This is a genomic window from Stenotrophomonas sp. (assembly GCF_035634915.1).
Classification (GTDB): Bacteria; Pseudomonadota; Gammaproteobacteria; order Xanthomonadales; family Xanthomonadaceae; genus Stenotrophomonas.
Genome location: NZ_DASQCB010000002.1, coordinates 346,857 through 359,011, shown reverse-complemented (window position 1 = coordinate 359,011; position 12,155 = coordinate 346,857). Strand labels below are relative to the sequence as shown.

Sequence of the window (12,155 nt, the reverse complement as noted above, 5' to 3'; positions counted from 1 at the left end):
ACGCTGATGAATCAACGCACCTTGTACAACACCACCGCACCCGGCCTCGGTTCGAACGCCGGCACGGTCTGCTGGGTCAACGCCGTGCCCTTCGCATCCCACACCAGCGTTTCCACCGGGTACTCATCCTTGCGGGTCATCTGGTCGATCTTCGCCACAACGACCGTCGCAGCCGCCGGCACTTCCGGGTTCCACCCGAACACACCCACACGCCCATAGAACACCGCCGGCGCCGAAGCATCCAGGCGGCGGTCCGGGCACATCACCAGGCCGCGGTTGAGCATCACCCGCAGCGCGCCCACGGGCACCTTCTTCACGGTAGGCGCAGTGCGCTCGGTGCTGTGCCCGGGGCATACGTTGGCGGCACGGGTGACCATGTCTTCGGCCACCTGGCGATCGGATTGGGCGAAGGCCAGCGCCGGGGAAAGGCAGAGGCCGAGCAGGACAAGCGAGGACTTCCGGGTCATTGCTGGGTTCCTTGAATGGGTTGCAAGCGAACTTAGCAATGGCGCGGCGCGAAGTTGCAAAGACTGCGTGAGCCCCCGGTTACGCGCTCGATGCACAGTGCGGCAGCACCGCAGCGTGGGGGCCGGCCTGGCGATTCAGGATTTGCTCAAGTGCCGGCTGCTAACACAGCAGCCAGGAACTGCCGGTGGCGCCCTCGCCCACCGCATCAACGGAATGCCCCGCCGATGCCATGGCGCGGACACCTGATCGCCCCATTGGATTGAGCTGACCACCGATGCTTCCCCCGTTCGAGCCGCTCAGGCGTTACGTCGATTTCTCCGGCCGCTGTGACCGCACGGAGTTCTGGTCGTACCTGTTGTTCGTACTCGCGGTGTTCGGCGCATGCCATGCCCTGATCGTGCTGCCACAAGGGGAGCATTCCTACAGACTGGCTGGCGCCGGCTGGTTGCTGGGCATGGCGGCAGCCGTGCTGCTGTTCATCCCGACCCTGGCCGCGATCGTGCGCCGGCTGCACGACATCGACGAGTCAGGCTGGTACGCGGTGATCGTTTTCGTGCCGTTGGGCGTGTTTGTCCTGTTCCCGGTGATGTTGCTGCCGGGAACGGGCGAGGACAATCGATTCGGCCCGGAGGGCACCGCGCAGAAGCGTTGGATGCCCGGGCTGGGCCTCAAGGGACCAGACAGCGCTCCACCTGCAACGACAACACCTGGCAGGCGTTGAACAGCCCTTCCACTACGGCGGCTGAAGGGTAGCCTTCCGGAGTCTCGCTCTCCCGCGCCACGTGCGCGGCGTGCAGCACGGCGGTCAACGCGGTGATGCCCGAAGCGCTGCGGGTGGCCAGCGCCAGGTCGAAGGCCCGGCCGGGGCTGAGGCGGGTTTCGGTCCACGCCTCGCCATCGGCGCGCAGGTTCTTTCCGTGGCCTTTGAGATGCGCAAAGAATGCGGATGATGGCGCGCCTTCGGCGGATTCGCAGAGGGCATCCTCAAGCGTTTCGGCCACGGCATTGGGAAGATCGCGCAGGGCTGCGCCGAGCAGCGCATGCAGGCGGGGATAGTCGGGAAGACGGTCAGACATGGCGGCAACCTCACGGTGTGGCCACCTGCAGATGCAAGGTGGCGGACGGTGCGGGTTGGCGTGCCGGATACGTAGTACGAAAGCCGGCGGGCCCTAGGACCCCCACGCACCGTCCGCCATGAACTGGCAGAGGGTGCATTGTCGTGACTGCAGTTTCAGCTGCAAGCCCGACGCCGTGTACTACGTAAGTTCGGGACGCCAATCCCGGCCAGGGCGAGTGCCTTGGCGAGGCGATGATTGGCGCACTGTTCGGCGGTTACAAAGCCGGAAAACTCCCTACTTCGCTGTAGTTGGGGCACTTGCGTCATGCAGTGGCGAATTGACCATCGAATGGCGCCCCCGACCTGCTGCATTCATCCGCCGTCCGCCGCCATCCAGCGCACCAGCAGTGGCAGATGCGACACACCTGCGCCCTCAGCTGTCCTCAAGCGTGCTCTGGTAACCGCGATAGGTTTCGCCCCACTCGCGCATGGCCAGAAGCACTGGCACCAGCGTGCGGCCGAATTCAGAAAGCTCGTACTCCACCTTTGGCGGCACTTCCGGATAGACATGGCGGATCACCACGCCATCGGCTTCCAGCTCACGCAGTTGGCTGGTCAGCATGGATTGGGTGGCATTGGGCACCCGCCGGGTAAGTTCCATGAACCGGCGTTTGCTTTTGATCAGATGGAACAGGATGACCGGCTTCCACACCCCACCCATCACCGAGAGCGTTACCTCCACGGCGCAGCCGCTCTTGCCGTCCCAACGCTTGCTACGCATACATACTCCGGAAAACCATAGTACCTACGAAAAACCATCGTTCTTGTCGCAATAACGGTGCGAGCCTAGCATGGCCCCATCCACTGAACGTGAGGCCCCAGCATGAAGTTCAAGGCACTGCTTTCCAGCAAGACGAATGACCGTGTTTCCACCGAGCTGGTGGATTTTGACGAGGCCGACCTGATGGACGGCGATGTCCTTGTGCAGGTTGAATATTCGACCCTCAATTACAAGGATGCGCTGGCGCTGACCAACGAGCGCCCGGTCATCCAGAAGTTTCCGCTCATTCCCGGCATCGACCTTTCCGGCGTGGTGCTTGAATCCAGCAATGCCGGTTTCAAGGCCGGTGATCGCGTGGTGCTTAATGGCTGGGACCTGAGCATGGGCCACCACGGCGGCCTGGCCCAGCGCGCCCGCGTTCGCGGCGAGTGGCTGAACAAGATTCCCGGCAACCTGACCACCCGCGATGCCATGGCCATCGGCACCGCCGGCTATACCGCCATGCTGTGCGTGCTGGCACTGGAAGACGCGGGCGTGACCCCGGAAAAGGGCGATGTGCTTGTGACCGGCGCCAACGGCGGTGTGGGCTCGATTGCCGTGGCCATTCTTTCCAAGCTGGGCTACCGCGTGGTGGCCGCCACCGGCCGCCCCGAACACGCCGAATACCTGCACAGCTTGGGCGCGGCGGAGATCATCGACCGCGCAGAGATTTCCGAGCCGCGCAAGAAGCCGATCAGCGCCGAGCGCTGGGCCGGCGTGGTGGACGTGGCCGGCGGCCCGACCCTGGTCAACGCGCTTGCCGAAACCAAGTACCGCGGCGCCGTGGCCGCCTGCGGCCTGGCGCAGAGCGATGCGCTGCACGGCTCGGTGCTGCCCTTCATCCTGCGCAACGTGACCCTGGCCGGCGTCGATTCGGTGAATGCCCCGCAGGACGTGCGCCAGCGTGCGTGGAATCGCCTCGCCACCGACCTGGACCCGCAGAAGCTGGATAGCACGGTGCAGCTGATCGGCTTGGCCGAGGTGCTGGATGTGTACGAGCAGATCATCCCGGGCAAGGTACGCGGGCGGATCGTGGTGGATGTGAACGCCTGACGGCGATCGGGCCAGCGGTGGTGCAACGCCATCGCTGGCTGCCTGACCCAGAAGGCCTGCGCACGGCACCAAGCCCCCTTATCATGGGGCTGTAAGGGCGCTTTACGCCCAGTGACGTACGCAAGGCAGTATCTGGATGTCTATGGAATGGCGCCCCTCGGGCTGGGGCCAGCGTGTGACCCGTTCGCCGGACTGGCGGCTGCGGCTGGATGGCGAGCATGTCGAGCTTCTGATCGAGGGCCGGCAGTACCGGCAGCACGTCGATGATGACCAGCGCGTGCGTGTTCTTCCGGGCCTGTTCTGGGCCCGGGTTGCGCTGCAGAGCGAGGACGGCGACACGCTGTCCGTGGATGGACTGCCCAACCGCGAGGCGTCCCGCCTCGCGACTGCTGTCGAGCAGGTGCTCTTTGCGCGCACCACACGCGGGCGCAAAGTGCTCTTCGAGGACATCCTGGAGCAGATCCAATCGTGGCTCGCCGAAGCGGACGCCCTCACTGACCGCGGCAGCGCCGGCCGCCGATGGATCACCCACGAGCAGCAGCAGACGCTGCTGGCCGAGCGCCCCGCCCTGCCCTTGTCGCCGGCCGAGCTGGAACGGCTGTTCCTCGATGAGGACCTGCACGACGACCTGCATTCGCACAGCCACCGGGCCGCGCTGGATGCCCTGCACGACTGGCAGCTGGATTGGCCCGCCGTGTGGGCCGAGGCCAATGCCACCATGGCAACACGCGAACTGGTGCTGGCGAAGGACTTCCTGGACCGCGTCGAGAGCAAACCGCTGACCGAGGAACAGGCCCGCGCCGTCATCTGCTTTGACAACTGCGTGCAGGTCGTCGCCTCGGCCGGCTCCGGCAAGACCTCCACCATGGTCGCCAAGGCCGCTTATGCCATCGATCGCGGGTTCGTTGAGCCCGAGCGAATCGTCATGCTCGCGTTCAACAAGGATGCGGCCAAGGAGCTGGAGGAGCGTGCGCAGCGCTCCTTCGACCGGCTCGGCATGGGCGACACCGTGGTCGAGGCCCGGACCTTCCATGCACTCGGTTTGGCCATCATCGGCAAGGCCACCGGCCGCAAGCCCGACATTCCCGAATGGGCCATCGACGCCACGTTGGGCTTCAACAAGCTGGCCGAGCTGGCGGATGACCTGAAGGACCGCTCGATCCACTTCCGTACCCAGTGGGACATGTTCCGGCTGGTGTTCGGGCGCGACCTTCCGCCGTTCGGCGCGGAGATGATGGCTGATGGCTACGACCGCGACGGCACGCCCTACATCCGCACCCTGCAGGGCGAGCGGGTGAAGAGCCTGGAAGAGTGTGTCATCGCCGATTGGCTGTTCTACAACGGCGTGGCGTACGACTACGAGCGCCGTTATGAATTTGATACCGCCACCGATACCCATCGCCAATACCGGCCGGACTTCTATTACCCGGACGCAGCGCTGTATCACGAGCACTTTGCGCTGGATGCCAACGGCCAGCCGCCAAAGCATTTCGCCAATTACGCTGAAGGCATGCAGTGGAAGCGCCAGCAGCACGTGGCGCGCGGCACCGCACTGGTCGAGACGACCTCGTTCGGCCTGCGCAGCGGGCATGCGTTGGAACATCTAGCGGAGAAACTCGGCGACTCCGATGTCGAGCTCGACCCGAACCCCGACCGTGAGCTGCCGACCGAAGGCGCAAAGCCCATGCCGGACGCCGACCTGATCGGCCTGATGCGGACCTTCATTGCCCACGCCAAGAGCAACTGCCTGACGCTGGACGATCTGGCCGCGCGCCTGCAGCAGATGCCCGAGGACCAGTTCAAGGAGCGGCATCGGCGGTTCCTGGAAATCGCAGCCCCGGTCTTCCAGGCCTGGGACGAGGCGCTGGCAGACGAGCGCGGCATCGACTTCGAGGACATGCTCAATATGGCCGCTGGCATCCTGGAGCAAGGGCACTATCAATCGCCCTACGAGCTGGTGATGGCCGACGAGTTCCAGGACGCCTCGCGCGCCCGCGCCCGCCTCTGTCGTGCGCTGGTCAGCCAGCCGGGCCGCCACCTGTTTGCAGTGGGCGATGACTGGCAGTCGATCAACCGCTTTGCCGGTGCGGATGTTTCGGTGATGACCGGATTCCGCGAATGGATGGGCCACGCCCAGGTGCTGAAACTGGAGCAGACCTTCCGCTGCCCGCAGGAACTGTGCGACATCTCCAGCCGCTTCATCAGCCGCAATCCTGCGCAGATTGCCAAGACGGTCCGCTCGGCTACGCCAGCGATTGGACCGGTGCTGCAGGCGTTTCAGATGACACGGCGCGAGGAAGTACAGGACGGTGTGCGCCAGTACCTGGCCAAGCTGCATCAGCAGTTGCTCTCCGGCGCGGTTCCGCTGGGGCACGATGGGCGCGTTCGCGTGTTCGTGCTGGGCCGCTATCGGGCGGATCGCAATGCAGTGCCTGCGGACTGGAAGACGCTGTTTGGCAGCACGATGGACGTTGAGTTCCTGACCGCCCATCGCTCGAAGGGCCGCGAGGCGGACTACGTGATTCTGCCGGGCATGGTGAATCGTGGATTCCCCAGCCTGCGCGCGGATGACCCGGTGCTGTCGCTGGCGATGCCGGATGGCGATACCTACCCGCTGAGCGAAGAGCGGCGGTTGTTCTATGTGGCGCTGACGCGTGCGCGACGCAGCGTGGCGATGTTTACGCTGCAGGGCAAGCACTCGCCCTTCCTGGATGAGCTGGTGGAGGAAGGGGTTGTGGAGGTGACCGGGATTTCAGGTGCGGCCATTAACGAGGAGGGCTGCCCGGTGTGCAAGGTGGGCGTGTTTGTGGAGCGGAATGGGCCGCATGGGGCGTTCCGGTCGTGCTCCAGTTACCCGTTGTGCCATAACAAGCCCAAAGGCCCGCGTGCAACCAGCCTCTATGCGCCGCGCTCACCGCGATGAAGCGGAGAAAGCGCGGCGAGCCGCTGCACGCTATCCGCAGCGGACGCACTCCAGTCAGTTGTCGCGGCATGCTGCAGAGCAGATGCCGACGTTGGAATGATGCGCATCGACCACTGCGGGAAGTAACGCCGAGGGACACTGCCGTTGGCGAGCACTTCCACGTCGCTGTGATCCTCTGCGGCCAGGATGCGTTCCAGTACCGCTTCAACGCCATCATGCGGCCCTTCGAAGTATTGAAGAAAGCGCGCGACATCCAGCAGCAGAACGCCGGTGACATTCACGCCCCGATTGAAGTCAGTGGAACCCCGGCCGATCTGTCTGACCCGCGCTCGGGCCAGCCCGGCAACGGCCTGGCTGATGTAACACACGGCGCGTACCGTCATGGCGTGCAACCTCCCTGGAACACGGACAACATAGTCCATTATCACCGGACTGTGTGAGGAGGGTGATGTGGGGAGATTGCAGCCGTTGCTGGAGGGCGGACGGAGGATCAGTCCGCTGGACACAGAAAACGCCCCTGACGGGGCGTTCTATCGACTGGCGGAGAGAGTGGGATTCGAACCCACGGAAGGTTTAACCCTTCGCCGGTTTTCAAGACCGGTGCCTTAAACCGCTCGGCCATCTCTCCGTATCGGCCCAGCCTGCTGGCCGGGCACGCATTCTCGCACGGCCGGGCGATTTGCCCAAGACCGGCGTAACGCAGGGCGTGGCCCGGCGCTACGAACAGGCTTCAGCCCGCATCCACCGCCAGCGCACCCAGCGCACTGGCCTTGATCTTCTCCTTGGCCTTCTCGCACGCGCCACCGCAATCCAGGCGCGAGGCCTCCAGCTGCGGCGGCAGGTGTTCGGCCAGGAAATCGATGAACACGCGCACCGCCGGCAACAAGCCGCGGCGCGAGGCAAATACGGCGTGGCACACGCCCTGCGGCAGCGACCAGTCCGGCAGCACCACTTCCAGTTCGCCATTGCGCACAGCTTCGGCGCAGACGGTTTCCGGCAGCATGGTGATGCCGAAACCGTCCTTCACCATGCTCTGCAGCAGCGGGAAGTCGAAGCCGGCCACGCGCGGCTGCAGGTCCACCCGGCGCACTTCGCCTTCCGGGCCATGCAGTTCCCAGCGCTGGCGCGCTTCGTCTTCGCTGATGCTGAGGGTGACGTGCTGGGTCAGCTCTTCCGGGTCCTTCGGGCGACCGGCGCGGTCCAGGTACTTCGGGCTGGCCACCAGCAGTTCCTGCACCTGGCCGAAGCTGCGCATCACCAGGCTGCCGTCGTCATCCAGGCGCGAACGCACGCGCAGGGCCACGTCGTAGCCTTCATTGATGATGTCCACGCGGCGGTTGCTGATGTTCAGCTGCAGGCGGACCTTGGGGTACTGCTCGAGGAACTTGGGCAGCAGCTTGGGCAGCTGCATCTGCGCCAGCGAGACGGGCACGCTGGCGCGCACGACGCCGCGCGGCTCGGCGCTGAGGCGATCGACCACTTCGCGCGCGGCCTGGGCCTCGGCCAGCATGGTCTGCGCATGGCGGTGCACGCTGGTGCCAACGTCGGTAACGGCAAAGCGGCGCGTGGAGCGCTGCAGCAGGCGCACGCCCAGGTCGGTCTCAAGCTGGCTGATACGGCGGCTCAGGCGCGATTTGGGGATGCCCAGGGCGCGTTCGGCGGCAGCGAAACCGCCGTGGTCGACAACCATGGCGAAGTAGTACAGGTCATTCAGGTCATGCATACCCGAGTTCCATATCTAGAACAATTCGTGGCATTGAACCATCTTTATCCTGCCCATGCAACAACCTATCGTTCTCTCCGTCGGCGGCAAACACCGCCCTTCCCTTCCCGAACATAGGTGACTGCCATGAAGCTTCTGCATCTCGACGCCAGCGTGCTTGGCGACAATTCCGTGTCCCGCCAGCTGACCGCTGCCGTGGTCGCCCAGTTCAAGAACCAGATCGACGGCCTGCAGGTCGATTATCGCGATCTTGACGCCAATCCGGTACCTCATCTGCGCAGCAGCTCGCTGGCCGGTGTCGATGCCGCCGAGGCGACCGACGCTGAACAGGTGATGCAGCAGTTCCTGGCCGCCGACATCCTGGTCATCGGCGCGCCGATGTACAACTTCAGCATCCCGTCCACCCTGAAGGCCTGGATCGACCGCGTTGCCGTGGCCGGCCGCACCTTCAAGTACACCGAGAACGGCCCGGTGGGCCTGGCCGGTGGCAAGCGCGTGATCGTGGTGAGCGCCCGTGGCGGCATCTACACCGATTCGCCGGCCGACTTCCAGGAGCCCTTCCTGCGCCAGGTGTTCGCCTTCATGGGCATCGACAACGTCGAGTTCGTGCGTGCCGAGGGCATCGCCTACTCGCCGAAGCACCGCGAAGACGCCATTGCCGGCGCGCTGTCGGCCCTGCCGTCGCACGCTGCCGAAGAAGTGGCTGCATAAGTACTGCGTTCCAGCGATCGGCGCCCTCCCCCCCTCCTCGTCGGGGGCGCTGATTGCGGGCCGGGAGCCCCTCCCCCATCCCGGCCCACCCCGACGGCTCCGCATTGCGGGGCCGTTTTTTGTTGTGCGCGGCCGGTAGGCTGGGGGCATGGATTACATCGTGATGGCTGCGCATCGCAGCGAGTTTCCGCACCCGATCACCCTGCGCCGTGGGCAGGCGCTGGTGGTGGGCGAGCGTTATGAGGGGCCGGAGGGCTGGGAAGACTGGTTTCTGTGCCAGGCCGAGGGGCAGGAACCCGGGTTCGTGCCGGCGCCGGTGATCGGGCGCGATGCGCAGGGTGGCGCGTTTGCCACGGAGGATTACTGCGCGCGGGAGCTGGATGTGGATCCCGGGCAGGTCTTGCGCGGGGTACGCACGCTCAACGGATGGGCGTGGTGCGTGCCGGAGACGGGCGAGCCCGGGTGGGTGCCGCTGGAAAAGGTGCGGGCGTTGGGGTGATCGCGAGGTTCATCCAGGCATGGCGTGGATCTACTACAAACGCGCGCCACACCCCCGTAGATCCACGCCATGCGTGGATGCCCCACCCCAAAAACGCCGGGCATGGCCCGGCGCTACCGGGTTCAACCGATGGTTTCGACGCCACCCATGTACGGGCGCAGCACGTCCGGCACGGTGATGGTGCCGTCGGCGTTCTGGTAGTTCTCCATCACCGCGATCATGGCGCGGCCCACCGCCACGCCCGAGCCGTTCAGGGTGTGCACCAGTTCCGGCTTGCCGGTGGCCGGGTTGCGCCAGCGGGCCTGCATACGGCGGGCCTGGAAATCACCGGTGTTGGAGCACGAGCTGATCTCGCGGTAGGTGTTCTGCGAGGGCAGCCAGACTTCCAGGTCGTAGGTCTTGATGGCCGAGAAGCCCATGTCGCCAGTGCAAAGCAGCACTTTGCGGTACGGCAGGCCCAGCTTTTCCAGCACCACTTCAGCGCAGCGGGTCATGCGCTGGTGCTCGGCGTCGCTGTCTTCCGGACGGCAGACCGACACCAGTTCCACCTTCTCGAACTGGTGCTGGCGGATCATGCCGCGAACGTCGCGGCCGCCGCTGCCGGCTTCGGAGCGGAAGCACAGCGAATGGGCGGTCATGCGCAGCGGCAGGCGCTCGGCGTCCACGATCTCGTCGCGCACGATGTTGGTCAGCGAGATTTCCGAGGTGGAGATCAGATAGCGCTTCTGCTCACCCAGATGGGTGATGAACATGTCTTCTTCGAACTTGGGCAACTGACCGGTGCCGTACAGGCTGTCGGCGTTGACGATGACCGGAACGTTGGTTTCCTGATACTCGTGCTCGCCGCTGTGCAGGTCCAGCATGAACTGGGCCAGCGCGCGGTGCAGGCGGGCGATCTGCCCGCGCAGCACGGTGAAGCGCGAACCCGACAGCTTGGCCGCAGCTTCAGCATCCAGGCCGGCGTTGCGCGCGCCCAGTTCAACGTGGTCCAACACCGGGAAATCGAAGCTGCGCGGGGTGCCCCAGCGCGCCTGCTCGACGTTGTCCGTTTCGTCAGCGCCGGCCGGCACGTCATCGGCAGGCAGGTTCGGCAGACCCATGGCGATGGCGTCGATCTTCTCGCGCAGCGCGTCCAGGGCCACTTCCGAGGCCTTCAGTTCGTCGGCGAACGCGGCCACTTCGGCCATGATGGCCGACACGTCCTCGCCCTTGGCCTTGGCCTGGCCGATGGCCTTGGAACGGCTGTTGCGCAGGCTCTGCAGTTCCTGGGTCCGCACCTGGATGCGCTTGCGATCGGCCTCCAGGGACTCCAGGGCAGACACGTCGAGCTGGAAGCCGCGGCTGGTGCGCAGGCGTTCGGCGAGGTCGGCGGGCTGGTGTCGGAGCAGGGCTGGATCAAGCATGGCAGGTGTCGTGGTGGGTATCAGGAACGGGATTATCGCCTGTTATACGGATTTCTGCCGCCCGGTTCATTCCCGCCGTGGCAGAATCGGGGCATTCCCTGCTGGTCCGGTCCATGTCTGCACCCCGCTCATCGCCTGCCAAGTCGTTTACCGTGCATATCCCGCGCAACGCCCTGAAGATCGCCGGCATCGCCTTCGGCGTAGGCGTGCTGCTGTTCGTGGTGGTCTGGTTGACCGGCCGCGACAAGGAATTCTTCCGCGCCGATGACCCGGCCACGCAGACCCCGCAGGAAACCGCGCAGGTCGAGCCGCTGCCCGAGCCCCTGCCCGCCGCGGCCGGCTCCAGCGACATGCCCGATGCCAAGCCGGCGCCGGTGCAGGAAGAAGCACCGAAGCTGGTGGAGACCGCCCCGCCGCCGCCGGCCAGCACCGAAGCGGCCCAGGCTGCACCGGGCAACGCCACCCCGGCCACCGGCAACAGCCAGCCGATGCCCATCGCCGGCCAGTCGCCGCCGCCGTCCTACCCGGCCGCTGCCCTGCGCCGCGGTGAGTCCGGCAGCGTGGTGGTGCGGGTGGATGTGGATGCCACCGGCTACGCCAACAACATCACCGTGATCCAGCGCAGCGGTTCACGCGAACTGGACCGCGCGGCCACCGACGCGGTGCGCCGCTGGCGCTTTACCCCCGCGCTGAGCAACGGCCAGCCGGTGCCGGGCACCTTGGAAGTGCCCTTTGACTTCAAGCCGCAATAACTGAACGCATCCCGGCAGGCAACCTGAACCCTGCCGGTTGCGTTGACGCAGCGCTGACACACCGCTACAGCGGCTCGGGCAAGACTCTGGGCGTCGTTACTGACACGAGGAGTCTGCGATGAGTGCTACCACCCATGACCACCTTCATTCCCCGCACCTGCAGCAGGACGTGAGCGAGCGCCCCCAGCGCACCTCCCCCTGGCTGTGGCTTGCGCTGATCGTGGCGATGTTTGCCGCCGCACTGATGTGGCTGCGGTTCTCCAACCAGGACGATGTGGCCCCGGCCCCGATGGGCGAGCGCATGCTGCCGGCCAGCGAGACCCCGGTGGCGGCCACGCCCGCCCCGGCCGCGCGTGATGCGGCGCCGGGCAGCAGCCAGCGCAAGGCGACCCCGGCCGTACGCAATCGCGAGGCCAGCCCGCTGGCCAGCAATGAAAAGCCGACCTACCCGGCCACCGCACTGCGCAATGGCGTGCAGGGCAGCGTGATTGCCAGCCTGAACGTGGATACCCGCGGCAATGTGACCGACGCGAGCATTGTGTCGCGTAGTGGCGAGCGCAGCCGTGACCTGGATCGCTCGGTGCTGAGCACCGTGCAGGAATGGAAGTTCCAGCCGGCGATGCAGAACGGCCGTGCCGTGGCGAGTGTGGTGCGCGTGCCGGTGGATTTCCGTACCGAGCAGCGTTGATCGCGAGCGAGGGGTTCGTGATCGATCGGGAGACGGAGGCTTCGGCCTCCGTCTTTTT

The 12,155-nt window shown here is 65.7% G+C and carries 13 protein-coding genes and 1 tRNA gene; 7 read left to right on the top strand and 7 right to left on the bottom strand.

Annotated features, from left to right (window positions below):
• Nucleotides 1–11 precede the first annotated feature (11 nt).
• Nucleotides 12–467, bottom strand: coding sequence for a hypothetical protein (locus tag VER16_RS02880; RefSeq protein WP_324805363.1), 456 nt, complete (start codon nt 465–467; stop codon nt 12–14).
• A 275-nt stretch (nt 468–742) separates the two neighbouring features.
• Here VER16_RS02880 and VER16_RS02875 point away from each other — a divergent pair, with 275 nt between their 5' ends.
• On the top strand, nt 743–1,189 hold the full coding sequence (locus VER16_RS02875) for a DUF805 domain-containing protein (protein WP_324805362.1): 447 nt from the start codon (nt 743–745) through the stop codon (nt 1,187–1,189).
• Here VER16_RS02875 and VER16_RS02870 read toward each other — a convergent pair.
• Nucleotides 1,137–1,544: a hypothetical protein gene (locus tag VER16_RS02870; protein ID WP_324805361.1), complete on the bottom strand. Its 408-nt coding sequence runs from the start codon at nt 1,542–1,544 to the stop codon at nt 1,137–1,139. The genes VER16_RS02875 and VER16_RS02870 overlap by 53 nt on opposite strands.
• Before the next feature lie 414 nt (nt 1,545–1,958).
• Nucleotides 1,959–2,306 carry a winged helix-turn-helix transcriptional regulator gene (locus VER16_RS02865; RefSeq protein ID WP_116862647.1) on the bottom strand — a complete coding sequence of 116 codons (348 nt, stop codon included), beginning with the start codon at nt 2,304–2,306 and terminating at the stop codon, nt 1,959–1,961.
• Between the two features lie 102 nt (nt 2,307–2,408).
• Between VER16_RS02865 and VER16_RS02860 the strand changes: the two genes are divergently transcribed.
• The gene (locus VER16_RS02860; protein ID WP_324805360.1) at nt 2,409–3,398 is read left to right on the top strand and encodes an MDR family oxidoreductase; all 990 of its coding nucleotides are present in this window, start codon (nt 2,409–2,411) and stop codon (nt 3,396–3,398) included.
• Nucleotides 3,399–3,540: 142 nt separating this feature from the next.
• Nucleotides 3,541–6,321: a UvrD-helicase domain-containing protein gene (locus VER16_RS02855; RefSeq protein WP_324805359.1), complete on the top strand. Its 2,781-nt coding sequence runs from the start codon at nt 3,541–3,543 to the stop codon at nt 6,319–6,321.
• Here VER16_RS02855 and VER16_RS02850 read toward each other — a convergent pair.
• The 3 genes from VER16_RS02850 to VER16_RS02840 form a co-directional block, all read right to left on the bottom strand.
• Entirely contained in the window at nt 6,297–6,704 is a 408-nt protein-coding gene (locus tag VER16_RS02850) for a BLUF domain-containing protein (RefSeq protein ID WP_324805358.1), read from the bottom strand. The two genes, VER16_RS02855 and VER16_RS02850, sit on opposite strands and share 25 nt — an antisense overlap.
• A gap of 155 nt (nt 6,705–6,859) precedes the next feature.
• A tRNA-Ser gene (locus VER16_RS02845) sits at nt 6,860–6,949 on the bottom strand.
• A gap of 102 nt (nt 6,950–7,051) precedes the next feature.
• Nucleotides 7,052–8,044, bottom strand: coding sequence for a LysR family transcriptional regulator (locus VER16_RS02840; RefSeq protein ID WP_079222336.1), 993 nt, complete (start codon nt 8,042–8,044; stop codon nt 7,052–7,054).
• 126 nt (nt 8,045–8,170) lie between these two features.
• Here VER16_RS02840 and VER16_RS02835 point away from each other — a divergent pair, with 126 nt between their 5' ends.
• Nucleotides 8,171–8,755, top strand: a complete 585-nt coding sequence (locus VER16_RS02835; protein WP_079222337.1) for an FMN-dependent NADH-azoreductase — start codon at nt 8,171–8,173, stop codon at nt 8,753–8,755.
• A 148-nt stretch (nt 8,756–8,903) separates the two neighbouring features.
• The gene (locus tag VER16_RS02830) at nt 8,904–9,254 is read left to right on the top strand and encodes a ligand-binding protein SH3 (protein WP_324805357.1); all 351 of its coding nucleotides are present in this window, start codon (nt 8,904–8,906) and stop codon (nt 9,252–9,254) included.
• A 122-nt stretch (nt 9,255–9,376) separates the two neighbouring features.
• On the opposite strand, the gene serS is transcribed toward VER16_RS02830, so the two are convergent.
• The gene (gene serS, locus VER16_RS02825) at nt 9,377–10,657 is read right to left on the bottom strand and encodes a serine--tRNA ligase (RefSeq protein WP_324805356.1); all 1,281 of its coding nucleotides are present in this window, start codon (nt 10,655–10,657) and stop codon (nt 9,377–9,379) included.
• Nucleotides 10,658–10,770: 113 nt separating this feature from the next.
• On the opposite strand from serS, the gene VER16_RS02820 reads away from it, so the two are divergent.
• Together VER16_RS02820 and VER16_RS02815 are read left to right on the top strand one after the other, a co-directional pair.
• Nucleotides 10,771–11,409 carry an energy transducer TonB gene (locus VER16_RS02820; RefSeq protein ID WP_324805355.1) on the top strand — a complete coding sequence of 213 codons (639 nt, stop codon included), beginning with the start codon at nt 10,771–10,773 and terminating at the stop codon, nt 11,407–11,409.
• Between the two features lie 118 nt (nt 11,410–11,527).
• The gene (locus VER16_RS02815) at nt 11,528–12,097 is read left to right on the top strand and encodes an energy transducer TonB (protein ID WP_324805354.1); all 570 of its coding nucleotides are present in this window, start codon (nt 11,528–11,530) and stop codon (nt 12,095–12,097) included.
• The last annotated feature ends 58 nt before the right edge of the window (nt 12,098–12,155 follow it).

Coding starts and splice junctions, on each gene's coding strand:
- VER16_RS02820 (WP_324805355.1), top strand. CDS start 10,771: ATGTCTGCACCCCGCTCATCGCCTGCCAAGTCGTTTACCGTGCATATC.
- VER16_RS02835 (WP_079222337.1), top strand. CDS start 8,171: ATGAAGCTTCTGCATCTCGACGCCAGCGTGCTTGGCGACAATTCCGTG.
- VER16_RS02870 (WP_324805361.1), bottom strand. CDS start 1,544: ATGTCTGACCGTCTTCCCGACTATCCCCGCCTGCATGCGCTGCTCGGC.
- VER16_RS02865 (WP_116862647.1), bottom strand. CDS start 2,306: ATGCGTAGCAAGCGTTGGGACGGCAAGAGCGGCTGCGCCGTGGAGGTA.
- VER16_RS02830 (WP_324805357.1), top strand. CDS start 8,904: ATGGATTACATCGTGATGGCTGCGCATCGCAGCGAGTTTCCGCACCCG.
- serS (WP_324805356.1), bottom strand. CDS start 10,657: ATGCTTGATCCAGCCCTGCTCCGACACCAGCCCGCCGACCTCGCCGAA.
- VER16_RS02855 (WP_324805359.1), top strand. CDS start 3,541: ATGGAATGGCGCCCCTCGGGCTGGGGCCAGCGTGTGACCCGTTCGCCG.
- VER16_RS02875 (WP_324805362.1), top strand. CDS start 743: ATGCTTCCCCCGTTCGAGCCGCTCAGGCGTTACGTCGATTTCTCCGGC.
- VER16_RS02880 (WP_324805363.1), bottom strand. CDS start 467: ATGACCCGGAAGTCCTCGCTTGTCCTGCTCGGCCTCTGCCTTTCCCCG.
- VER16_RS02815 (WP_324805354.1), top strand. CDS start 11,528: ATGAGTGCTACCACCCATGACCACCTTCATTCCCCGCACCTGCAGCAG.
- VER16_RS02860 (WP_324805360.1), top strand. CDS start 2,409: ATGAAGTTCAAGGCACTGCTTTCCAGCAAGACGAATGACCGTGTTTCC.
- VER16_RS02840 (WP_079222336.1), bottom strand. CDS start 8,044: ATGCATGACCTGAATGACCTGTACTACTTCGCCATGGTTGTCGACCAC.
- VER16_RS02850 (WP_324805358.1), bottom strand. CDS start 6,704: ATGACGGTACGCGCCGTGTGTTACATCAGCCAGGCCGTTGCCGGGCTG.